The organism is Legionella taurinensis (assembly GCF_900452865.1).
GTDB classification, from domain to species: Bacteria; Pseudomonadota; Gammaproteobacteria; order Legionellales; family Legionellaceae; genus Legionella_C; species Legionella_C taurinensis.
In genome coordinates this window covers 757,562-782,391 of record NZ_UGOZ01000001.1, presented here as the reverse complement: position 1 = coordinate 782,391, position 24,830 = coordinate 757,562, and the positions used below count along the sequence as shown (strand labels likewise).

Here is a 24,830-nt window from a genome sequence, read left to right as displayed (position 1 = left end):
GACTGATGATGATTTCGATGACTGTTTATTGGCAATGCTTTAAAGACGTAATCAACCAACTCCCCCAGGTCAAAACCAATCCAGAGTACACACGGCAAATTCAAATCGCCAGGAACTTAATTCGTATCGGGCTTCAGATCGAGACGCAGGGGATCACCGAAATTAAGGAAGTGGCTAATCACCTGCATCAAGAGGCAGTGAAATTTAACAATAAAATCGCATTCAAAACAGAAGAAGCGGATTACGAATTTCATTTACCGAAGATCACCAGCCGGGAAAGCTTAATTTTTGCCATTGTCTACTACCAGCACCTGAAAAATTACCGCGACGTTCAGTATGAAGGCACGATTTGGATGCTTCGCTCGTTTGTCGTTAAATCCGTCGAGGACAAGAAAAAATCGACCGCCTGCCAAGCCTTAGCCCTTCTCGATGAGATTAAACCCTATTGCGTACAGAATGGCATTCCTCTCATCAATGAGCAGTTAGACAGGGGAGATACGGAAAGTCCCAAGGATTACATTACCCGGCTGGTCAAGCTGTTCGCTTCCGTGCCCGCCCCGCAAGAAAAAGAAATACTACCCATTGAACCCATTGAGCTCAAGCCTTTATCGATCCCTCCTGAAGACACCTCAGGACTTGAAGCCTGCAAAAAACTTGAAAAAAAGCTCACCGTTTTTGCGTCCCAACGTTCCGAAATTCAGGCAAAGATTGCCTCATTCGAACAAAAAATAAATCATTTCAACGCAGCCAGTAAACATTATTACTCCTGCCGAAGCCGCTGGGAGCAACTGTCCTGGTACACACAATGCTATTACTGGATAAAATCCTGTTTTTTTTCTGTTGAACTCATCGAATCACTCCAGGACTCCGCCCTGCACTACGAAAACGCGGAAAAAGCCCTGCATCTTGAAATCAATGACGATGAACTCAAGCAAATTACCATCAGCCAAAACGAGGAATTGTCCTCGGCCAGGGATTGGGAACGATACCGCCATCAATTGCAATACCATCTTCAGGAGGTACAGAAAAATTATGAACAAACCCACGAGCGACTTCAAAAGGTTAAATTAACCCAACAGGAACAAAAAAATCAGGCACTGCTCCAGCAATTGCGCGATTTACAGGAGGAAAAGCAACTCCTTAAGGATCAATACCACAAACTGCTGGCCCAACAGGCGATGCAAACGCCGACCACACAGGAGGAAACGGCAGATACCCAACAAGGCCTCAGCGAAGAAGCATCAGAGACAAGCACTGATGATGACCTCAACGAATTGCACACCAGCCCCCCGCCGAATGAACCCGATTATTATGGCTTTTTTAAAAGCTACCTGCCGAGCAATGCCACGATAAGCCACATTACGGTGGCATTGGGCGCCATTGCTACCCAGCAGTTGATGACTTAATGACGCTTGGGCGTGAATCATTTTTCACGCCCGCACCTTAGGGCTTGAAGGGTTGGCCATTGACCATCAATTGCTCATTTTCCAACTTAAAGGTTAACACGTAGTCTTCCCCTTCCTGTTTTAAAATACCCCGGCTGACGTAATCCTTAAGCAGTTGATCGGCCTGTTGTTCGACATCCGGGTGTTCATTGGCAGGGACAGGGTTAGCCGCCTCTAAGGTCAGGGCCTGCTCCCTTGAAGCCGCAGGGACAGACGTCTTAGCATGCTGTGTCAGTGACGCCATCAACAGGGCTTTGACAACCTTCGCCGGCGCGCGGAATTGCCCTTCACCGTGCACTTTTTTCATGAATGTTGCATCGTCTTTGGGATGAACCTCAGGGAAAATCACTTTAAAATGGCCAAGAACCTTGCCCTCAGGCAGGGTTAAATCAAACGCCGACAGTTCGATAACAGGCCCTTTGGCGAGCAAGTCAGGCAATGCCATCATGACGGCCATCATCGCCCTGTCCGGGTTGCTTTGCGCCGCGGAATTCCATAGCTGCTGGTTGATTTTCGCAAAAGCGGCCATATCCACCCTGCGAATGCTCAATTTCATCGTGGCCGGACCATAGGTCTTGTTGTTTGCAAACAGCGATTGCAGGGACAATTGCCAATCAAAGCGCAGGCTGTCATCTTCCACCTGATTGGTGACGGTCAAATCAAAGTGCTTCAGATCAAACCACGTCTGCCCGGGGGTATTAAAGCTTAGGGAAGGAAGGAAAAGCCGGGTTTTCCCCACCCACAACCACTCCTGATAGCGTGTTGATTCCGTCTCACTGACGATTTTCTGAAGTTTTAACTTAAAATCCTTGGAGTGAATGGTTAAACCACCCGCCTTAAGATGGCTTTCAAACCCGTTTAAATGCGGCGACAACCCCAGCCAGAGGCGAAGCCCTTGCCAATCGAACTGAAAACCGCCCAGCGAAGGATTGATCTCCGTGTACAGCGTCATCGCAGGCAGGGTATATGTCATGATGGTTTTGTTCAGGTAACTGATCAATGCGCCATAATGGGTTGCGGGACGGGTCGTTACCTGCGCTGTTCCAAAACGAAGGCCCGTCTCGGTCACGATGACAGGGCCATGCTGAATCAGCAGAGGAAATCCAAGCCGAATGGTCACAGGCGGCCCCATGGTCGTCTGCCCATCCGCCCCGGTGATGGCCTGGGGTGGAACATGGAGCTTGAAGTGCAACAGAGCATGCGATGAAAACCAGCCGCGATGGTATTTTTCCAGTTCGATGGTAAAGACAGGGCTGTCAGGCAGGGCGTTGATATTTTGGCTTAACGTACGCATGGCCATCCATCCCATCACGTAATAAGCCCCCAAAACCATTATCGTCAGCACGATAAGAAAACCAGTCCATTTTTTCATGCGGTACTTAATTGGATTTCCTTGGTATATTATTTGGTTGAGATCGCGCATTTTGCAAATTAAAGCTTAAACCCCGGTAAAAGGCCAGGATATACTCTCACCAATCTGCATTAAAAAAAACTGACTGTATTTCTATTGACCGTACTCCGAGAGAACAATATAGTGCTTAGACGTTGACTGACCGATAGCACAGGAAGAATAGATGAAGCTGTACCGCTCCCTTTCAGAAACAATGGCCGTTTTGCAACGCAAACCCAACGAAGTGATCGCCATCATTAGTTTAAACGGGCAGGCTTATTTTGTTTTTCGAAGTAATCCATCCCCGCAAATTGCCACTCTCAAACAGGCTAAAGCCAAAATAGGCATCAGCAACGAATTGTCAGGTCCGACCTCAAAGCATGAGGATGAGGAAAAAACACAACGCCTTTATCGGTTCATGCTGGCAGATAACGTACCCTCAGTATTTCCAGAGTCCAATCACGCAGAAGAAAATCTGATTCGCGGTTTTCCTGACGTACTAACCCAGTTTAAAGCCACGTTTCCCGAACAAAAAATCATTAACATCACCATTTTTCTGTCGCATTCCCCCTGCGCTGCAGAGGGTGAAAAAAAACACAGCGAGGCACGCAGTATTAATGGTTTTTTCCTTCCACCCGGCTGCAATAAAAAATTGTCAGCGTTCTTTGACAAGGGGAATTACAAGGCGATTGATGAGCCGTTGTTTGTAAACACCAAATTTAAAGTGCAATACCTTTATCGGTTTAACCACACCGTTGAAGAGCAAGCCCCGTTTATTCAACAGGCGGATCCGCTTCTTCATAGCGTATTGGCAAAAATGGAACGTTGCGGGCAGTGAATTTTAATCTTTTTATACTATGCTTAAATAAGTCAAGAAACTTGGATTAACAGTATGAAAAAGACACCCGCTCACTCCCAAAAACGCTTAAATAAAACCAAAAAAATTGCTGAAAAAGATCTTCAAAAAATTTCTGGCGGCTCCGGAAAATGGAACGACAGCTGGAGAGAAGATCAGCGAAGCAAAGAAGAAAATGACTACAACAATACCCATTTTAAAGATTAGTCGCGTTCTCTTCATGCTCATTGCACCGCCCTCTTCCCCGCAAGAGGGTTATTCCTATTCCGGCAAAAGTGTCTGGAAATTCCTTAATTCGACAGCCAGATAACCCCATTGAGGTAAGCTGCAAACGCGAGCCAGACCAGGTAAGGAATTAACAAGACGGCAAGGGTCCTTTTTTCAGGATACAGCCGATAAATCATTATCCCTGTCAGACTGGCAATGAGAATAATCCACAGCAGACTAAAACCTGTCCAATGCCACTGAAAGAAGAAAGGCGTCCAACTCCAGTTCATAACCAGTTGTAACAAATAAAGGTAAAACAATGGCCTGACACGCGGCTCTTTCCTATCAGTCCACAAGGCCCATCCGACGATGGCAAGCAGCAGGTACAACAGACTCCAGACCGTTGGAAATGCCCAGGGCGGAGGCGTTAAACTCGACTTATTCAAGTGTTCATACCAGGAAATATTGGCTTTGGTTAACAGGCCGAAAAGAAACCCCATGCCCTGAATGGCAATAATCCAGAGAATGAATTGAACTCCCTTCTTTATTTTCAACTGTTTCTCCTGTAAAGGTTTGACAAAAAGCCTGTTTACCCCTGCTTAAACAGGCGGAAGGAATAAAAAAACCACACCAGCGTGAGCAGGCCATTAAAAATGAAGAGGGCATGCAGCGAAAAAAACTGATCAATTACCCCCGCACATACTCCGCCAAGGAAAAAGCCAAAAAACTGATAGCTGTTAAATAAGCCAAGCACCGTTCCGCGGGTAGCAGGTGAACTATGGTTCGAAATGAAAGCGTATAAATTGCTTTCAATGAAATTAAAGGCGACAAAATACAGCGTAAACAACAAAATAAGGGTGAGAATTCCCGGCTTAAAACCCATGCTGAACTGAATGACACTGTATATCGCAATGGCTAAGAGAAAAAACGGTTTGGCCAGCCGGTATTTTTCAGAAAGTCGGATGAGGGGGACTATCAAAACAAAGCTCAGACTCAGCGCAGGGGCATAAAAATAAAACACACTGCTTAACTCACCTCGTTGGACTAAATGTTTTAATACAATAGGAACTGCATAAAACGTCGAACACACCAGCAGGTGCTGAATCAAAATACTGTGGTTAAGAACCGATAATTTTTTGTCCTTAAGCAAGTCCCTTATCGAAGCGCGCTCAATACTCGGAATAAGGTTTTTGCCCGGATTGGGGATGACATACTGATTAATCATAAGCCCTATCAATGACAACCCTGCCAGAATATAAAATAAAACCGATAAACCGAAATAATCCACGAGAAGCGGCGAGGTAACCATACACACCATGAACAAAATAGCAATCATAATGCCGATAAAAACAAACGCTCTCAACCGGACAGATTCAGGAGTCAAATCCACCATCAAAGCGCTTAAAACAGCCGAAATGGCGCCCAACCCCTGAACAACGCGGGCAAGGATCAGCGTGTAGATCGAGCCCGCCATAATCCCCAACACACTCCCCAGCAGGTAACTGTACAAACCAATGTTGATTAATTTTTTCCTGCCGAATTTATCCGACCACAGACCAAAAGGGATTTGAAGGATGGCTTGTGTCAAGCCGAATATTCCTATCGCCACACCCACTAAAAAAGGGGTGGCGTGAGAAATGTTTTCAATCGAAGCAGAAAAAATAGGCGTAAACAAAAAAACACCCATTATCCTTACGAGGTAAAGGTAAGTAATCGGGAAGACTATGCCTGTCCATACGTTCGTCATACACTATTCCGCTTAAGGTTGACTTAAACTGTGCGTTTAAGCGTTTAACTTTATGAAGCGTCTTATCCATTGTCAATTTAAATCGATTTACACCTTAAGACTCGCTCTGCCGCAGGCAACACAGGTTGGGCCAGGGTTTCTGCCAGGATTGATTGAAACCTGGATGATTTCCAATGACAACCCTACACAGTCTGGATCGGTGATATTTAAAATTTCCCCATAACTGACTTGTCCGCTGTCTTTACTGAATCAGCGTCATTTATTCTTTTCTCTGCTGCCGCAAAGAGTTTCTCCACGGCCTTATTTGAATCGGTTTTAAGGTTAAGTTTGTGCGTGAATTTACCTTGTGGCGTATTCAGAATGTCCATTTCGGGCGAGCTTAAGAAGCGGGTTTTAATTCCCAGAAGCTCCTCTTTTGTCTCTGCTTCAGCCAGTTCATCTTTAAGGGCTCTAAGAATGCTTCTTTTTAAAGCATCGCCTTTTATCCCCTTGTAGTCGCTTTTAAAGCGATCATGAGTCGTATCTTCCACGCTGACTTCATGAAAAGCATGGGTCCTGTTTTCTTTGCTTCCAGCACGGTATTCCTCCACTGCCTTCTCTGAATTTTTAAGATGAAGTTCATTGACAATGCTGGCAGGTAAAGCAATTTTGCCTTGATGATGAAGCGTTAACAGCGCTGGAAGATGATCAGACAGCGCCTGCCCTTTGTGTTTGTTATACCAATTTTCAATTTCCTGGCGCCATTGATTATGTACCGTGTTTTCAGGAGGAAAGCGATAGTTATAAACATACAACCATTGATCTCTGCCAAACACTTTCTTTTCGTCACTGGACTCATTGGAACAAAATCCTTCATCCAAATCAATTGCCTTAATGCCCTCAGCGGTGGGAAGCAGATTTTGCGGGCTGGTATGCCAGGGATGATTGGCTAAATCAGGATGATGATAACCCCGCTCGTTTAATTTTTTCAGACCAAGAACAAACTGCTCATACAGGGGTTTTAAATGGTCTTTCGTTGGGTTCTTAAGCGACAGCTTCGGCATATTAAAAACCACATGGCTTTTGTCTTTAATGTTCCAGAGGCCTAAGACAAAATACTCGTCAATGCCCTGCTCCTTCAGTAAAAATTTCTGCTCGAGAATAGTCAGGTTTTTTTTAATTTCCGTCCCTTTGTAGTGTCTGGAGCCTAGTTCTTTAAACGCTTTATCCTCTGTTTTCTTAAATACCTGACCAAATACTCCCGCACCCAGGTATTCATTTTTACTCTGCATCTCCCCTTTATGACTCCCCCAGAGGTGGACAAAATCAATCGCGTCCTCGCCGTCATAACGGACTGCATAAACCGCTTTTTCGTAGCGAAAAATTTTAAACGACTGATTCTCACTCCCCAGGTAATGAGGGGTTACATCGACTCCGTAGGAGGTAATGTTTTTGGCTGACAGAGGCATAAATACTCTGCAATAAGTGAATCTATTAAAATTGTAGTAAAAAAATGCAATTAATCAAAAAATTGATATTTTTTACCCTATTCGACTCCCTTCTTGACAACGTGGCAGCACCCAATGATTGCTTTTCAGTTGACACTCCTAAAGACCCGCCGCCGGACTTGGCTTAATCGCCTCTTTTTCATCCTGCGCTTTAGTACTCATAAAATCGGCAATCTTTTCCAGCACGTGCGCCCTTTCTTCAGGCCGTGGCAATTGACTGTGAACCGCCTTGACCAGATGAATTCGGGCTTTATTGAATTGGATTTGGTTTAAATCGAATTGATCCAGCGCGGATAATGCGGCATTGAATTCGTTAATCAAGGAATCAGGGACTGGTAACGAATTGGCTTTAAGAATGGTATTTATTTCTTCCGCATAAGAAGTTAATCTAAGGTAGCCTTTATGTTCTTGCGAGTAGTAGGAGTAAAAAGGCGACGTCAATTGCGCTTCCTCAATCAGCTTCCCAGCCATTTCACCCAATCGGTCGCTTAGGATTTTCAATTGTGATTCTGAAAACTGGTGATTCTTTGTCAGTCCCTCCAATTCTTTGATTAACTTAAACCAATAGGAAAGCTGCACATAAGGCCTGGGTTGCATGTTGTAATGGAGTTTTTGCACCAGCACGTTGAACAATTCCAGGTTCTCGTCGTTGAACGTAAAATCTAAGTTTTTAAAGGCAATCAGCAGTTCCTCCCCATTGTAAATCTTGTCTTCATACTCGGCGATCCAGCGGGTAATCACGGGGGCTGGCTCTTCTTTTAATAATTTGATTACCTTGACGTAATAAGTCCAGTCCGACGGACGAAGCGCCGGGAGCACCTCATTCACTTTATCAAAAACAACACGGAAGTCGTCTTGATACTGAGACCTGGGGTAGCCCGCCGCGTGAAGGGTTTTTATCAGCAGATGACTTGATTGCAAATAGGATTTGTTACCCGCATACTCAGTGATTAGTTGACTAACCAACGCCTGCACGCTGGCATCTATCGCCGGTAATAACGGATTTTCAGGATCCATTAACATCATCAACTGCCGTAACTTAAGCCGTTTATTCAGTGCTGATTCGCCCGAATCGTTATTACTCAGAAGTTGTTCGGCCCACTCACCCAGTTTATTGCGAATCAGTTGAGCTTCATTGTCTAATCCTGATTGTTGACACAAAATAAAGGCTTTTATCAGCTTACTTTTACAAAAGGCATTCCTTGCTTTTGCATTGCAGTGAGGGATATCCAGGGTCGAAATCGGTACATCCGGCAGGCTTATGCTGGCTAGTTGGCAGGCATCCAACTCTCCTGAATAAACAAAGTCAAGCAGATCCGCTTTGATTTTATCGGCAGCCTGTTCCCTGAGGTGCGGGCTGTATTGGAGCACTAAAAAGCCTGTTGTGGATAAGGCAGACTCTTGATTGTTCCCCAGTTTTTCTAACAGGCTGTGTTCGTATTCAGCGACTATGTTCTCTCTGGCCTTTTCAATGGCATCCGACACCTGTTTTCTTAGAGGCTCATCGTAACTTAAATCAGCCGGTTGATTTTTTTGTGCGAGGGTGTTTACCTTGATCTTGTACATACTGCACACCTTGATGTCCTCGACGTTTAACGAATAGAAAAATGAATCATGAACATAATGGCTCGTGTCCTCATCCAAATGGAGCAGGCTATCCCTCATGAAATCAGAGCACATGTCCACCCACATGTGCACAATGTTTTCCTCTGTCAATAACGCCGCATCACAAGGAACCAGGCTATTGTTTAAGCCGGAATATTCATGAATGGGCAACCGTGGGTCAGAGCCAAATCGTTGGAGGAACAATGCCTCACCTTCTTCACCGTAGCGTTCGCGATAGGCCGCCCGTGTGGCTTCGTATTGCCTTTCGTATTGTTTCTGTAAATAAACAGCCTGCAATAATGGCGAGAACCGGTGAGCAGGATTAAAATCATCATAAGCAATGTAATTGCCTATGGTTGGATCGTTGGTAAAGAAAATCGCGTCGTACCGGTCGATGTCATATAAAATTTCAACGTAATTTGAACCCTGCTGGTTTTTTTTGCCAAATAAACCCAATTTCATTTTCTGGCGAAGATCGTCCAGTTCCTGCCCGACCATCTCTTGGGATTCGTTGTATTCTTTCTCCTGCAAATGGGCTAAATGCGCTTTTTGACCTCGGCCGCTGTCAAAATCTTCGATTGACACGCGCCGGATCTGCTTCAAGTTGGGGTTAAAAATTAACAGGCCCGCCGCGGGATAAACGCCGCTCCCGTACCCCAGAATGGATGTAGAACGCAGTGGGTTTTTGTCTTTTGGGTTTGGAGGCTCTTTTCTGCTTTTGGTGTTAATTCCATCAGCGCGCATTGATTTTCTTATTTCTTTTTCAGCCAGTGTTTCGTCAGGCAGGATCGGCTTATTGGCTTTGGGTTTCGGCAAAGCGCTCGGCGTGGTAACGCCGCGAGCCAGAATCCGTCCTTCCCTGAGCGCCGCCGTCAGGTTTTGTTCAGTCATCGGCGCTGTTTCATCAAAAGGCGTGAGATCAACCAGAGTAAGGGTTTGCAATTCTTCGACGGATAATAATCGCTCGTGCAAGGCCTGAAGGACAGGGTAAGCGCCGGAATCCATGTCTGCAATGATTCGTGCATGCGCCTCTTCATTTTCATATTCAAGCTTACTCGCCTCGTCTTTGGTGATATAGGAATCACCCTGGTGATGAATAAGACCCCTGGCTTCAATAATGAGTTCAGCCATTTCTTCCAAAGCCAGCTCATTCTGGCTGGCGATCTCCTTATAAAAATCAAGGTAGTTGGCATCGTATTGGTTTCTCGCCCTGATAATATCAAGGCAATCGCAGTCATGAATTATTTTTTGATAAATGGTTTTTGGGGGGAACAATCCCTCTTCAAATTGAGAAAACTGCCAGGAGAGTTGTCCGTCTTCGTCCTCATTGAGTTCAAAATAGCCTTTCTCAGGACTGGGGTCCTTATTGGCAGTGGCTTCAGCAACCTGCTTTGCTGTCTGTCTATCCACATGCAAAACGCGGGTGAGATAATAATACAACAGAATGGCACTTTCGTGGTCCCATAAATCCTCGTTATCTCCTTCGCGCGCCGAATCATGAAATAACAGAGCAATTTGAATGAGCTTTATATCGTTTTCGGTTAAATGCTGTGCTTCCTCATCACCGTATTTCCTGTACAAATTAGCAAATACACGCGCATAGTTAGCCGCCCGGGTCACATGCTGGATGCCATGATGGAATCGTGCAATGGGGGTTTCTTCGTACGAGGTGGGATAGGCGTACTGATAAATATAATTGTAGGCCCATTGCACATGCTCGTGAAGGTCATGCTCAAGCGTTAAATCCGTTTCAGCGGGATCAAACAAATTACCCGGAATCCCTTTGGATTCAATGAGCTCTTGAACAGAAGGGCAAACCCACGTTTGTTCATCGACGTATGGCTCCCTCTTCTCCGTAAGGATATCCACGGGTGAGGGTGTAATCAGGCTACTTTCCCGCATGGAAAAATCAATCGAACCCTCTTCTTGTATTACGTAATTAAATAATTGCTGGGTTTCGCCCTTTTTTGATAATTCGTTACACTGAGTTCCCAATATATTGAGCATTTTAAGACGGGTTTCGGCTGTCTCTCCCTCGCGCTGGTAATCCTCACTGGCTTTGAGCGCATTTAACTGGTCAATGATCGTGCCTATAATGGTTATATTTTTTTGTGTGACTTTCGGCTGAAAAAAAGGATTTTTGTCGAACCGTAATCCGATCCCAAAGTACCCAAGCTTATTCTGGTTAATCCAGTCTTCCCGGTTCTGCTTTAGGGTATTTAAGGTGAGAAGAAGCGAATCAATGGTCGAATGCCCTTCGTATTTATGCTGTTCATAAAGCTCAATGTACTCGTTCACCTTCATTACCCCTGAATGCCTAACCCATTAAAATAGTAGCACCAAGGAATATTATTGGGCAAATTATTCTTTTTTTGGTCAACTGCAAAATCCCTACTCCTTTGAGCCAGGACAGCATTTCCACGCCTAGCGATCGAGCCCCTTTGGCCAATCGTTGTCTGCCTTCTCGGAGGGCATGAACGCCCTGCCCGCGCAGGCGGGCATCCATCAGGTCAGTAAATTAGAATAACTGGCGGTCAATTCCTGGAAGAAGCCGGTATCCAAACGGGTAAGGGCCAACAGGCTGTCTAGTTCGCTTAAGAATTCTTTCCCCAAGGTGTATTCCATTTCTTTTTTATCCATTACCTGAAGCGCTGAAGTCAACTGCAGCAAATGACCATCGCCTTTAAATTGTTCAAATAATTTCTTGATTTGAATGAGTAGCGTGTTATTTATATGCGTTGAGAACAGACGTTGATCAGACGCTGACTGTTCCAGCATTTTTTCCAGTTTTTTAAGATGCGCTTCATACCGCTGCGTAAACTCAGCGATTACGTTATTGAGTTTGGTTGACAGGTTCTCGTAAAGTTCAGCACTGGATTTTTTCCCCAACCAGTCGGCATTCATTTCCCCTAATTCACTGGCCTCAGCGATTACATAATCAAAACGATGCATGCCTTGCTTTACCTGTTCTTCAAGCTCTGCAACACTGTACAAATCCAAACGATTGGGGTTGTAAAGCATGGTGGCTTTCAGGCCGAGTTTGAGCAATGCCTCGTTAAGCAGGAAATAATTGGTACGGCAATTGGCATCATGGAACAGGTGGAGCAACTCCAATTCATGCACCAGGGATACAATGCAGCGAATCGCCTCGTCGGGGGTTCTTACGTTAATGAGGTCCTTGTTATATTGCTCAATGGCTTTTTGTGCCAGAGACACCGCTGTTTTAGCTTCTGGCGTTAAAATGGATAACGGTTGTCTGCTCAATTCAGCCATTAAGGTTTTGGCCATGGACTCCAGTTCTTCATCCGTTTTTTTCGCTACAACGCCAGGATTGACCAGAGCATGTTGACGGGCAAGCGCCAATTCCATTTTTAACTCTGACTGAGACGGCCTAACTTTGGTTTGTGAAGCCAGGTGTAACAGGTGAAACGATGTAGAATCGAACAAGCTTAAGCCATGCTTTTTGTATTTTTCTTCATTGAGGCATCCGTCCTCAATCCGGTTGGTTTGCCACTCCGATAAAATCACTTCTCTTATCACGGATTCGGAGACATGTGGATGCTGTCGAGTAATTGCCTTGACTGTGTCTTTCACAACCCGTTCTTTTAATTCAATAAAAACCTTGCTGTAAGCCGTAAAGGATAAGGGGGTTTTGGTTTGTAAATAGAATACACGCAACGCATCGGACATCGCAGTGTAAAACTGGCTCATGACGTCAAGTTGTTTTAACTCGCCAATCATAAAACCATCGTCATTATTATCGTTTCTTATCCTTTTTAACAGTTCAATCAACCCCTTGAGCGACACGGCATCCCTAAGAATTGGAAATGAGTTATGTCCTTCACGCAGAGCGCCGCTTCGGCTCGTGACTTCTTTAGCGAACAAATTCTGACTCAATGCCGATTGCAATGCCTGAATGTATTTTAAGGTTAATGGCTCTGACTGCCCGTCTAAAAAAAGCCGTTGACATAATTGAGCATGGGCATTAAACAAGTCCCGTACGGATCCGGGTTCCCGCTGATGGTAAGCCGTCCAGGTCTCATTAAAATGATGAAACAACGCATAATCTATAAAACAAAGGAAACGCAGGGAAGCCGGCATCCTGGATAAAACACGCAGGTAAGGTTCTTTAAGCAACAACTCTTCTGACTTAAAAGCCTGGTACTTCATGTCCATTAATTGCTGTTTTTCATGCTCTTTAATGTCAAGCCACTGTGCATTCATTCGTTTTTCTTTAACAATGAAAGCACTCAGAGCTTTCTCAAGGTGTTCAGGCTGGGATTGTATGATTTTAAAATCGTCTTTGTGCTTTACATCCAACTCCACAAACCCATAACTGTACTTTGCCCGGTAATCAGGGGACATTAACTTGAATTCGTTATCGATGTAGGTACGAGCGCTCGCAAAACTATCAAAAACCAACTTTGGTTTTACTTTAGAAACGGCTTCATTGATTGCCTGCTGGGGATCATTACCGGCTAACAGTTCCGGTAAATTTTTAATTAAAACATAGACCATCGTGATTTCTGCCCACCCATTAATGGATTAAAATTAATCATTGCGGGCCATTTTATTATACTATGAGCAAAGTGTCTGCAAAAATAATGCCTACGCATTCTGTATAGAAAAATAACGAATAAGGCGTTGCTCTAATACCGTGAACGCAGCATACTCGTTGCCTCAAAGGCACCGTCTCAGGACGGCTAATTAACCAGGGAGCTGTTGATGTTATCCAGTATGGAAATAAAGCGATTGTTAACCTCTGACCCGAAAGCGTTTGAAGACCTGCTTAAAACAGAAGAAAACGCCTTAAGCCCAACGTTTGCGTCAGAGCTGGACAAGAACGATCCTCTTAATTTAAACAAGTTATTTGATTTAGGGCCAATCACGCCTTTTGCCGGTCACTCCTTAGGACCGGTATTTGTACCGGCTATCCATGCCATCGAAGCCATTTTAAAATTGCAGCGTGAACAACTTCACTCAGGCCATTTTCCTGACACCGCATCCATTGGGGGTAATTGGTTTGATTGCGATGAAGACCCGGAATCCATTTTAGCCATGCAAAAGCTGTTGGGTTTTAACGATCCCTGCGAGTTTGTCTTTACCCAGGCAGGATTATCCACCAATTTAGGCAATCTGCTGGACACGTTTTACAAGCCCACCTTAAAAGACTGGAAAACAGGAAAAACAAAAATCTGCCATCTGGCAACCGAATTTTTTTCTGATCAGGCTGTTGTTCATTCCGTCATTAAACGGCAAATACAAACTGCAAAAAATTTTGAATTGTTTCAGGATAATCAGGCTCCCACTCCGGATGCACTCACATTAAAATTGGCAGCGGATGAAAATGGATTGTACAGTTCACAAGCCATTATTGATTTTGTAAAGCAACACGCTCATGAAATCCAGGTATTGCACTTATCGGATCTGGTCTTTAATACAGGACAGCGTCTTAATCTTGCCGCTATTTTAGCGGAACTGAAAAAGACCATCGAAGAAAACCACATTATCGTGGGCCTTGATTTAGCCCACACCGCAGGCAATCGCTCCATTGACCTTAAAAAACTTGAGATAGTCACTTATGCTGTAGGCTGTAGTTATAAACATTGCAGCGGCACGGCCGGCAGTCCTTTTGGTATTTATGTTAACCAAAACACGGACCTCAATGCGTATCCTCCAATCCAGGGCTGGAAAGCCGCTGAGTCCGGAAAAGTGTTTAGCTGTATTAACGGCTTCACACCGGCCATCATGGCAACAAAGGGGGCTAAGGCTTTTCGGACAAGCAATGCGTCTCCTGTCACCTTGGCCCCTATTCAAACCTATGTCAAAACCATGTCTGCCATTGGGTGGGATAAATTAATGGCCAAGTCGGAATGCCTCACCCTCTACCTGCTCGCGCTTCTCAAGAAGCATTTGGGGGATACGATTCAACTGATCACCCCTGAACAGCCCGAAGAGCGAGGGGCTACCATTGTATTTCGCATTAAGGGACTTAAAAATGTCAGCCTTGTGGAAGAGGAATTGAAAAAACCAAGCTCGCTGGGTCAGTTTGAAGTGGACACCAGACCCCCCAATAATATTCGTATCACGGCCCATTACGGCTACATCGGGTTTAGCGATATTCAAAAGATGACCCTGCGACTTAAGGAAGTCGTGGCTCAGGTCCTTGAGGCGGAGGCGAAAGTGGCAAGTTCTCTCAGTAAAGTCGGTTTATTTCATGAGGTAAAACCGACTTCTTCATCGGATGAAGTTAAGCAACCCGGTAACTCGCCCGTTAACCATTAATGGCGAATGCAGAGCCAACAGGCTAAGAAGAACCTTTTTAACGCCAGGATAACGCCTGTTGCCCTGGCTGTTATTCCATTGGATTTGTTCTCGCTGCTTCAACCCTGTCAAAAATAACAGTAACCCATCCATGGTCTAAAAAACTACAATCGGCTCCATGCAAACGACTGAGAATGACCGATGACTATTTTCCGGCGGCCCCTGACTGCCTTGATACTGAGCCTGGCGACTCCGGTTGCCCTGGCATGGACTCCGTACTGCGCTGTGCAACAACAAAACCACCAGCGGGTCATCGCCTATCTGGGCGCTGATTCATCCTGGGGATTGAAAGACAAGGACCTCGCTAAATTAAACGAGCAATTAGATAAAGTCACCCTGGTGAATTATGCCTTTGCACGTTTTGCCAGAGACGAGGCAGGCAATACAGTGGTTAAGCTCAATGCTGACGACGTTCAAACCATTCAACAATTACGCCAGTTAAGGCCGAATTTACCCATCATGATTGCCATAGGCGGATGGGGTGACCGCGACAGCTTTCGATTTTTAGAGAATGACGAGCAAATCACGGTGTTCGTGAATTCAGTAAAAAAAATACTTGAGCACTATCAACTCGATGGAATCGATGTCGATTGGGAAAACGAGTTATTGGCCAGTGAAAATGAAATCGCGGGGGTAACCACCCTGCTTCAACAGTTACATGAGGCGCTTCAGGATGACGGCTACTGTGTCAGTAATGCCGTACCCGCCACCCGCGCTTATTGGCGCCACTACCCCCATGCGCGGGAATGGCAAGCCTATGTGAACTGGACAACAATAATGGCCTATGATCATTACGGTACATTTGGCCCGCGTACCGAGCTTGGGGCAGCGCTCTATGAGACTCATCGTCAGGAAGACACAACCTACCCCTACCCAGGGACTTCCGGTAATAAGGCGGTCAATCATTATTACACCCAGGGATTGGCGGCCGATCAGCTGATTTTAGGATTGCCTTTTTATTGTCACTCCTATTATGTGGAGAATCATCAAATAAACGCCAATACCCGCTATCCAGGTCTTCATGTGCCTGTCCTGGATGCCAACATCAGCAGCCAGATCAGTTACGATGACGCCTATCAACGGTATGGAGACCAATTGTTTAACCAGGCAATCCATGAGGGTAACAACGGTAGGCAGGCGGTGACTTTTTACGGTTTGATCGCCTTGGAAAATACGTCGAAAACCCGCTTCCTCAGTTGCGACAGCCCCCAATCCGTGCTGGCTAAAATTGATTATGTTGAAGGGAATAATCCGTTGACTGACAAAGCAAACGAAACGGTGCGCCTGGGCGGGGTTTCATTCTGGAGTCTGCAGCAGGACCTGCCTTTTTCCAACGAAAAATCCTTATTGCGTGCGCTGACTCGTGGTTTTGCCGGAAGAGGCGACTCATGAGGGGACCTGTTCGACCATTGCACAGTACCCTTGAATGATTTTTACATCGAGGTGGTTATCAATCTTTGGAGTATAAAACACCGGTTGAGGTGTATTTTATTGGGAATATCAACCAGAATTTAAATGAAGCGCTTTTTTTTACTGGATTTTTTATGGAAAATTCGCCTTGTTTTTTTTCTCGAGACGGTAAAAAACAGTTGGCTTATGCTGAATTTGGCGATCCCCACGGCTATCCCATCATTTTTGCCCATGGCGCTCCAGGGTGTCATGTCGAAGGGGCGCTTTTCGATACGGAAGCGAAAAATTATGGGTTTCGCTTTATTGTGCTTGATCGACCGGGAATGGGGTCTTCTGATTTTAACCCTGCACAAACCCTGTTGGCTTATCCATTGGATGTCAAGGCCCTGGCAGACCATCTCGGCCTGAAACGCTTTGGGGTCATGGGGTGGTCTGGCGGCGGCGCTCCGACAATGGCCTGCGGATATGCCATTGCGGATTTAATTGATTTCTGTATTGTGCTGGCGGGGTATACACCGCTTGATACGCCTGAACTGCTCGCCTTGCTTCCCAAGGCTGATCAATTCGGTTATCGGTTACTCAACAAACCCTGGCTATTTAACAGTATGTTCTGGCTCATGCAGTGGATGGTTCAATGGACTCCGGGCAGGTATTACGCGCTTATCAAAAAAGCCGTCAACGAGTCGGACCTTGCCCTCTTAATGGATCCTGTCACTCAACAGCGTTTTATGCTGGATCAAATTCATTGCTTTAAAAAAGGCTATCAGGGAACAGCGATGGATGCGCGTTTGACTTATCAGCCATGGAACTACGATATACGGGCCATGATGACCCGGATTGATATTTTTCACGGCACCGATGACAAGCTAGTGCCCTTTGCTTTTGCGGAACGTAACGCATCACTGATACCCAATTGCCATTTACACCCATTGCCAAAACAAGGGCATTTATTTCCTTTCTCGCATCAACAATTGATTTTTGACCAGGCAAAAGCGTGTGAGCAATTATCAAAAGCGAGGTCAACGTAACTGGAAAGGCGGATTCAACTTACCAATGCACATTACCGGTAATCCACCTCCTCATTAGCCTGCGCGAGCAAGACAGGAGGCGATTAGCGAGGACCCCATTTTTGTCATGATTTTTTTACATACTGTGATTTCAGTTTCATCGCGCCGATACCCTCAATTTTGCAATCGATATCATGATCACCTGATACCAGGCGAATGTTTTTCACTTTGGTTCCCACCTTGAGAGTAAGGGATGAGCCTTTAACCTTTAAATCCTTAATGACCGTCACGGTATCACCGTCTTGCAAAATGTTGCCATGGGCATCTTTTATAACTGATTCTGATTGCGTGTCGGGTTGTTCCACAGTGTGGACCCATTCATGCGAACATTCGGGACAAATGCATTGGGCACCGTCCTCGTAAGTATACGTTGAGTGGCATTGAGGGCATGGGGGTAAGTTTGACATGATTATCCTGGTTGGTTTAAGGGAGAGGGTCAAAAGGAGTAAGGTGAATTATAATCGGTCAATCACGGATACACCAGATCAGCTCCCACACGCAAGAGGGCTCTATTCCAGAGTATTAATAGACATACCGGAGGACAGGGTAAGTCTCGTTAATAGCCGCTTCTTAATCTAGAAATAATAATATTGCACAATATAAAATTGATCTGTGTTTATAATAATTAGCGTGGCACTTCCTGCAGATCAAAATTGGCTCAATGAATAAACAACTATCGTCTTTCCTTCATATTCATCTTGTCTCAAATAAATCATCCCGGATTTTCTTAATACCTCAATTGAAGCGTTATTTTCCGGGTCAGCGAATGCTATTAGTGGGCGTTGGATATTGGCCTTTCCCCAAGCCAGCAAGGCTTGCAATACTTCAGTAGCAAATCCATTTCCCCAATATTGGGGAAAGAATTTAAAACCGACTTCAACCTCACCCGTTGTGTCCATCGAAGCCCAACCAGCTCGCCCTATAAAATCACCGGTGTCTTTTAAAAACACAGCCCATTTGCTAAAACCATGATTTTCTTGATGGGCAATATCGTCATGGAGATCAAGCCATGTTTCCTCCATTGTTCTTATTCCGCTAGGGATGTATTTCATTACAGTTGGATTAGAGTGAAGGTGGTAGAGCAATTTCAAATCACTTAATGTGAATGGTCTTAACGTGAGTCGTTTTGTAGATATATTCATATACTTTTATTGGGAAAGTGGGACTTCTGTTACTCTACAATTTTAAGTTAAACAACGGTAAATAGGGTAGCGCATTATCTTAGTATACCTATAAATCACTAACTCAAGATAGAACTACTGTGGTTCTTAAGTTCTTATGCAGCAATAGTCAAGTGATATAAAACCGATCACCATGGCTTTAGCGGTTTGCGTTTACGTCGAACCCAGAACCCCCGCCGTAGTGAAGCCTCTCTATGCCTCAAGAATAAGAAGCGCCCTTTCTTAAAGTGCAGATTAAAAAGGAGTTGCAAAAGCGGATTAGCCATTACACTATCGGCACACCCAGATTTCAAAAAAAGAAAGTAAGCATTAAATCCAGGGTTTCTGATGACCAATGTATTAAATTGTAACCTTATTGCACGAACGGGATTGAGTGGACGGGAACAACTCATTGCACTAACCGAGAAACACGCTGCCATTTCAAAACACAGGGTCTTTCATTTCGATTTTGAAGGGAACTGCTACGTTGTTAAAAAGCAACTCATGAAGCGCAGTAAAATTGGATATTCTATTTTAACCCTGATAACAAAAGCCCTTTCCATCCCTGCTCTACAAGGCATTCCTGTTCCTGGCGGCAAACTCACTCAAGACATTGAAATAAAACGCTTGATTTCATTGTCTGCTGCGGGTGTCCCGGTACCGAAGGTGGTTTCTGTGGGGAACGACTACTTTGTGATGTCTTGTCTGGGGCACTCTAACGTCGAGGCTTGTTTGAAAAATCCCGGTGAAAAGTCTTTCCTTGTTTATTGGGAACAAGCACTGGCCGCGATTCTTGAGGTTCATCGCAAAGGAGCCTACTTAAGCCAGGCCTTTATTCGTAATATGATTGCCGAGCACGGGGCTGTTGCCTTTGTTGATTTTGAAGACGACCCCGGTGCGGTAATGCCTGTCCATTGCGCCCAGGCACGTGACTGGTTATTGTATTTGTTGTCCTCTTCTCTGCGGCTCAACCTCAGTCCCCAGGCGCAGGCTGATGTCATTTTAAGTTATTTGCAACAAGAGCGCATTGAAGTGGTGGAGGAAGTGTTCGCCTGCGCATCTAAAATTGCGTTGTTTCGTTTTATTTTTCGAAGAAAAAAGCCCTACCATAACCGCGATCTGCAATCATTTAAAGTATTCATTCAGCTGATGCAAGCGCTCAGTTCTCGTCGTTCCACAACGGGTTAAACTCATAAGCACGCATGCCCGCATTACAAGATAACCTGGGATACGGGGCTGTGCCCTACTTCCCAGGCTTCGCTGGCTAGAGCTACCCCGGGATTCGTCCGTCTAACCCTTTGAATGCAGGTTTTTTCCGTTATTTCCTTATTGGCAACTGAGAGTGGCCGATCGTTTGCATCGGCTTAAGCGAGAAACTCAGGTCTGAACGAATTAACCGCTGGCGGGGGGGAGTTTGTGCATGAAATTAATGTATGGAATTAAGAATTTCATTTAACTTACGCACGACATCTCTAATTGAGGAAAACCGGGTTTGTTTAGGAGGTAGCGAATGATTTACAGGCAAGCGCCCCCCCTCGTCATAAGTCTCCAAATACCTAATGATTTCTTGTAGAGACTCCCTTATTTGTTTATTTTCCATGATATCAACCTTTACATCCATTCATTTAATTATAGATCAATAAAAGACCTGTTTGAACTTAAATAATACTATAATTAAAGTATGAAGGGTTGCTTTAAGGAAAGCCATCATGTTAGGAACAATTTTACTCATTCTGCTCATCCTGTTGCTTTTAGGCAGCGCACCGAGATGGGGATATAGCAGAAGCTGGGGATATACACCGATGGGTCTTATTGGACTTATCCTGGTTATCTATCTGATCCTTGTTCTACTGGGTAGAATACCTATTGGGTTCTAATTGAAATGAGCCTTATACACAACCAGGTAGACCATGCAATAGATACAATTGCAGTAACGCACTGTATCCAATCGTGCAGATAATGTGGTACAAGGGTTGACTTAAGCACAGAGAATGGAGGCTCCCCCATGATTTTTGGTATTTTAAACATGACAGTTTGGGGGTATATTTTAGCAACTTTTGTTCTAACTCAAATCACCATTGCTTCGGTCACTCTTTACTTGCATCGTTATCAAACCCATCGTGCTCTAACCATGCACCCAATCGTGAGCCATTTTTTCCGATTCTGGATTTGGTTAACAACGGGCATGGTAACAAGAGTATGGGTTGCTATACATCGTAAACACCATGCAATGACCGATGTTGAGGGAGACCCGCATAGCCCACAACTCTTTAGTATTAAAAAGGTCTTTTGGCAGGTTCCTGAATTGTACCGGGAAGCAGCAAAAGATAAAGACATGATTGAAAAGTATTCCCATGGCACTCCAAACGACTGGATTGAGCGCAATCTGTACTCTCGCTATTCCAACAAGGGTTTATTACTTATGTTTTTCATTGACTTGCTGCTGTTTGGTTTGCCTGGAATTACTATTTGGGCAATACAAATGAGTTGGATTCCGCTCTCTGCAGGTGTAGTGAATGGCGTGGGGCATTATTGGGGATATCGCAATTTTGAATGCTCTGATAGATCAACCAATGTATTTCCTTTGGGCTTACTGATAGGGGGGGAAGAACTTCATAACAATCACCATACCTACGCTTCGTCTGCAAAATTTTCGGTGAAATGGTGGGAATTCGATTTAGGCTGGTTTTATATCCGTTGCCTATCCTTTTTAGGGCTTGCCAAGGTAAAAAAACTACCCCCCAAATTGGCAAGAGTCGATACCAAAGAGTATGTTGATTTAAATACCATAAAAGCCATTATCAGTAATCGTTTTCAAATTATGTCGGATTACTACAAAAAGGTTACTATTCCCATCTTGAAAAATGAAAAACGTAACTATACCCGTATTAAAAATAAAAAAGATTGGTATTTATTTAAGGGGGCTAAACGTTTATTACGTCAGGAAACCACAAACGCTAATTCTCATTTGCTAGCCCTACTCAATCGCTTTGAGCAATTACAGCTTGTTTATAATTATCGTCAATCATTGCAGCAAATTTGGTTAAAAAAAGTATCGTCTCAAAAGGAGTTAATTGACTCGTTAAACCAATGGTGCAAAAAAGCGGAAGAATCAGGTCTGGATGTATTGCATCAATTTTCTCTGAGGATAAAAAGCTACGTTTTGCGCGAGAGTTTACTGGAACTGGAAACAGGCAGGGATTTCTAAGGCTTGGCTGGTGAATTTTGCGACCTGGGATAGTGTTGCAGATAAAAAGCAAGTAGTTTAGGAACTTGTGGTGCCAAACATGACTGTCGTCGATTAATAAATCGTTGCAGCACATAGGTCAAATGTTACGATACATTGACACCCCATATCCATCATCAAGTATTACTCGATCAATTTTCCTATATCTATCAATGGCACTCATGGATTAAATGGCTCCTCATGATCTATAGTGTATGAAAACGATAAAGAAATTTACTATTTATTCAGGCCATGGAATGAAAAAAATTTTAAGCAAATTTTTATTATTCAAGCATCAATTCGATCAGAATGAGCAAAATATAAGACATCAGTCTATTTTTCTTAATAATGTTTTCTCCTTTGCCGGTATTGTAGCGTTTGGGATGGGTTTTTTACGTTGGCAACATAGTGTACTCATGGGGATGATTGATTTTGGATTTTCAATTGTTTGTTTTAGTGTGCTTTACTATTATCGCCGTCATAGAGAGCAAATAGAGTTCATAAGTACCCTGGCCTTGGTTCTGACGTTCATCATTTTTTATTCAATTTATCTATTAGCACCCTACAATACATCCCGATTATCTCTTTTTCTGCTCTTATCTGCCTCAGCGTATTTTTTAAAAGGCCGAAGAATAGGCTTTCGATGGATACTCTTTATTATGGTTGCAATCGTCTTAGGGCGCATGGTTCCATTTTTTGATACCGCCTATTCATGGTTTGATATCCTGTTTATTTGTATCAATCTAATCGGATTGTTTTTTATCTTTGATAATTATGAACTCATAAAAGAAGAGCAAACCGAGCGATTAGAATCTCTAAATCATCGGCTTGAGGAAAAAGTACGTGAACGAACAAAAGAGTTGCATCGGGTCAATCAAATTTTAGCAGAAAGTGAGAAACGATTTCGTTCGGCCTTTGATTATGCAGCAATCGGTATGGCTTTAGTTTCCTTGGAAGGACGCTGGCTTAAGGTTAATAAATCGCTGTGCCAAATAACAGGCTATACAAAAGAAGAGCTGTTACAACTCGATTTTCAGCGGATAACCTATCCTGACGATTTGCAAACCGATTTAAGCCATGTACGCCAATTGTTGAATGGCACAATCAAATATTACCAGATGGAAAAACGTTATATTCGTAAAAATGGAGACATAGTTTGGATTTTATTAAGTGGTTCATTAGTTAGGGATGCACATGGTGCTCCCCTGTATTTTATTGCTCAAATTCAAAACATTGATGCTCAAAAAAGGGCCGAACACGAGCTGGTTAGGATGGCCTACCATGATGCATTGACAGGACTGGCAAACCGCAAGCAATTGGAACAATCATTTCAATTATTTATGGCGTATGCAAAGCGCCATAAACGTAGCATCGCCTTGTTGTTTATGGATCTGGATGACTTTAAAAAGATTAATGATACGTTTGGTCATGATGCGGGCGATTTGTTATTAATAGAGATCGCATCTCGTCTAACAGCATCCGTGCGCTCTTCAGATGTCGTGGGGCGACAAGGTGGGGACGAATTTTTAATCATCCTGTCAGAGATTAGTAATCAAGAAGAAGTGTGTACCGTGATTAATCACGTGTTTCATGCTATTCAACAGCCTGTCTTTATAAAAGAACAGGCTATCTTTATCTCGTTGAGTATGGGAGTTAGCCTTTATCCTCAAGACGGCTCTGATTTGGATACGTTGATTCAACATGCGGATGCTGCTTTATATCAAGTGAAATCTAAAGGAAAAAATAATTTTGAGTTCTATAAGCCCTCCCATTGATTTGAAAACACAGCGCGCCCCCCGGAGCAACTACGTTAAATGTTCTGTAACGTTGGCCACCCATCAACGCATCACCCATAAAGCCCATACTAGATGCTGGTATACTCAAGGATTCAGGCGAGCGATTGATGTTTACAGGCAGGCACGTACACTGGGAGATCTTTCAATATCTAACTGTACACTAAGAAAAACAGGATAAAGCAACGGTCTCATGACAGTTGCTTGCTATGGGCTCAACTGGAAATAAAGCGTTTCTTTTCATGCTCAGACGACGTTAAAACTACAGAAGAATTAGCCTTTTGTTGTTTAGGAAAAAATTCGAAAGGATTATTTTGATTTTCTAAGTGACTCTCCGCCTCACTCAGTTTTTCTTTTATTGGACCTTGAAGCCGTTCAAAAAACCAGCTTGTTTCATCAGTGCTTTCTTGTTTAATTTGTTTAAACGCGGAAACTGATCGTTTATAATCCTTGTTGTTAAGATAATAACAACCAACAAAAAAATAATAAGCAGTTAAATAAGTAGGAAGACTGATTTGAGTTACATATTTCTCATCAATTTCAAGCATCAACTGCTTTGCTTTATCTTGGTCCTGCATGTAATTTGTATATAGCCAGAACCGACTTAACATAACACCAAAAAGCATGTCTGCATTGGCTTGTCGATTCACTTTGTCTTCAGCAAGTAATTTTAAAAGAATTTTTTCACTTTTAAGGAAGAATTCCTCACTTAACTTAAAATCTTCCTTTGGCTTATAATTTCGATATTGGTAAGCTAATGTATCAAAATATTGTGCGGCGATTCTATCATTTTGGAACGCTGAAATTTCATCGCTACAATCCTTTAATTGATTTATAATTCCAGCATGAATAAAATCACAAACGTCAAAATTTCGCATGCAACTATAATAATTAAATAACTTCACTCGTAATGTCAAAATAGATTTAGCAGGATATTTTGCTTCATCTTCAAAATACCTGGCTATCTCAGGGAGTAGAGCATTGTTGTTTATATGCCCGGTCATGGTCACATCATCTTGTGATAAATGTTTTTCGATAAATTCGTCTATTGAAATTAAATCCTTCATTCGCTTCATTCCTAATTTGACAATGTGTTAATAATTAATCTTGCGA

19 protein-coding genes are annotated in these 24,830 nt (G+C 43.7%); 10 read left to right on the top strand and 9 right to left on the bottom strand.

Annotated features, from left to right (window positions below; genetic code table 11):
• Positions 1–5 precede the first annotated feature (5 nt).
• Positions 6–1,406 carry a hypothetical protein gene (locus DYE45_RS03700; protein WP_136627794.1) on the top strand — a complete coding sequence of 467 codons (1,401 nt, stop codon included), beginning with the start codon at positions 6–8 and terminating at the stop codon, positions 1,404–1,406.
• 37 nt (positions 1,407–1,443) lie between these two features.
• Here the strand turns inward: DYE45_RS03700 and DYE45_RS03695 are convergent, their stop codons facing one another.
• Positions 1,444–2,817 (bottom strand): YdgA family protein, encoded by a 1,374-nt coding sequence (locus DYE45_RS03695; protein ID WP_160160669.1) that lies wholly within the window; start codon positions 2,815–2,817, stop codon positions 1,444–1,446.
• Between the two features lie 202 nt (positions 2,818–3,019).
• On the opposite strand from DYE45_RS03695, the gene DYE45_RS03690 reads away from it, so the two are divergent.
• Entirely contained in the window at positions 3,020–3,673 is a 654-nt protein-coding gene (locus DYE45_RS03690; protein ID WP_108293993.1) for an MBL fold metallo-hydrolase, read from the top strand.
• Positions 3,674–3,727: 54 nt separating this feature from the next.
• A complete protein-coding gene (locus tag DYE45_RS14640; protein WP_160160668.1) occupies positions 3,728–3,898 on the top strand; it encodes a hypothetical protein in 171 nt (56 codons plus the stop codon).
• 83 nt (positions 3,899–3,981) lie between these two features.
• On the opposite strand, the gene DYE45_RS03685 is transcribed toward DYE45_RS14640, so the two are convergent.
• From DYE45_RS03685 to DYE45_RS03660, 5 genes are all read right to left on the bottom strand, one after another.
• The gene (locus DYE45_RS03685) at positions 3,982–4,452 is read right to left on the bottom strand and encodes a TspO/MBR family protein (RefSeq protein ID WP_108293991.1); all 471 of its coding nucleotides are present in this window, start codon (positions 4,450–4,452) and stop codon (positions 3,982–3,984) included.
• Positions 4,453–4,487: 35 nt separating this feature from the next.
• Positions 4,488–5,645 (bottom strand): MFS transporter, encoded by a 1,158-nt coding sequence (locus DYE45_RS03680; RefSeq protein WP_108293989.1) that lies wholly within the window; start codon positions 5,643–5,645, stop codon positions 4,488–4,490.
• 206 nt (positions 5,646–5,851) lie between these two features.
• Positions 5,852–7,093, bottom strand: coding sequence for a hypothetical protein (locus tag DYE45_RS03675; RefSeq protein WP_108293987.1), 1,242 nt, complete (start codon positions 7,091–7,093; stop codon positions 5,852–5,854).
• Positions 7,094–7,231: 138 nt separating this feature from the next.
• On the bottom strand, positions 7,232–11,041 hold the full coding sequence (locus tag DYE45_RS03670; RefSeq protein ID WP_108293985.1) for a SidE phosphodiesterase domain-containing protein: 3,810 nt from the start codon (positions 11,039–11,041) through the stop codon (positions 7,232–7,234).
• Between the two features lie 201 nt (positions 11,042–11,242).
• The gene (locus DYE45_RS03660; RefSeq protein ID WP_108293981.1) at positions 11,243–13,255 is read right to left on the bottom strand and encodes a hypothetical protein; all 2,013 of its coding nucleotides are present in this window, start codon (positions 13,253–13,255) and stop codon (positions 11,243–11,245) included.
• A 207-nt stretch (positions 13,256–13,462) separates the two neighbouring features.
• Between DYE45_RS03660 and DYE45_RS03655 the strand changes: the two genes are divergently transcribed.
• From DYE45_RS03655 to DYE45_RS03645, 3 genes are all read left to right on the top strand, one after another.
• Positions 13,463–15,022, top strand: a complete 1,560-nt coding sequence (locus DYE45_RS03655; RefSeq protein WP_108293979.1) for a kynureninase/PvdN C-terminal domain-containing protein — start codon at positions 13,463–13,465, stop codon at positions 15,020–15,022.
• 180 nt (positions 15,023–15,202) lie between these two features.
• Positions 15,203–16,453, top strand: coding sequence for a glycosyl hydrolase family 18 protein (locus tag DYE45_RS03650; RefSeq protein WP_115300474.1), 1,251 nt, complete (start codon positions 15,203–15,205; stop codon positions 16,451–16,453).
• A gap of 152 nt (positions 16,454–16,605) precedes the next feature.
• Entirely contained in the window at positions 16,606–17,499 is an 894-nt protein-coding gene (locus DYE45_RS03645) for an alpha/beta fold hydrolase (RefSeq protein WP_133138192.1), read from the top strand.
• A 104-nt stretch (positions 17,500–17,603) separates the two neighbouring features.
• On the opposite strand, the gene DYE45_RS03640 is transcribed toward DYE45_RS03645, so the two are convergent.
• Entirely contained in the window at positions 17,604–17,945 is a 342-nt protein-coding gene (locus DYE45_RS03640) for a zinc ribbon domain-containing protein YjdM (protein ID WP_108293973.1), read from the bottom strand.
• 240 nt (positions 17,946–18,185) lie between these two features.
• A complete protein-coding gene (locus DYE45_RS03635) occupies positions 18,186–18,680 on the bottom strand; it encodes a GNAT family N-acetyltransferase (protein WP_115300472.1) in 495 nt (164 codons plus the stop codon).
• Positions 18,681–19,046: 366 nt separating this feature from the next.
• Here DYE45_RS03635 and DYE45_RS03630 point away from each other — a divergent pair, with 366 nt between their 5' ends.
• The 4 genes from DYE45_RS03630 (at position 19,047) to DYE45_RS14875 (ending at position 23,699) form a co-directional block, all read left to right on the top strand.
• On the top strand, positions 19,047–19,886 hold the full coding sequence (locus tag DYE45_RS03630; protein WP_108293969.1) for a BUD32 family EKC/KEOPS complex subunit: 840 nt from the start codon (positions 19,047–19,049) through the stop codon (positions 19,884–19,886).
• Between the two features lie 521 nt (positions 19,887–20,407).
• Positions 20,408–20,575: a DUF3309 family protein gene (locus DYE45_RS03625; protein WP_108293967.1), complete on the top strand. Its 168-nt coding sequence runs from the start codon at positions 20,408–20,410 to the stop codon at positions 20,573–20,575.
• A gap of 128 nt (positions 20,576–20,703) precedes the next feature.
• Positions 20,704–21,906, top strand: coding sequence for a DesA family fatty acid desaturase (locus tag DYE45_RS03620; protein WP_115300471.1), 1,203 nt, complete (start codon positions 20,704–20,706; stop codon positions 21,904–21,906).
• Positions 21,907–22,139: 233 nt separating this feature from the next.
• A complete protein-coding gene (locus DYE45_RS14875; protein ID WP_242602704.1) occupies positions 22,140–23,699 on the top strand; it encodes a GGDEF domain-containing protein in 1,560 nt (519 codons plus the stop codon).
• Positions 23,700–23,932: 233 nt separating this feature from the next.
• Here the strand turns inward: DYE45_RS14875 and DYE45_RS03610 are convergent, their stop codons facing one another.
• Positions 23,933–24,784 carry a hypothetical protein gene (locus DYE45_RS03610; protein WP_108293963.1) on the bottom strand — a complete coding sequence of 284 codons (852 nt, stop codon included), beginning with the start codon at positions 24,782–24,784 and terminating at the stop codon, positions 23,933–23,935.
• Positions 24,785–24,830: the final 46 nt, after the last annotated feature.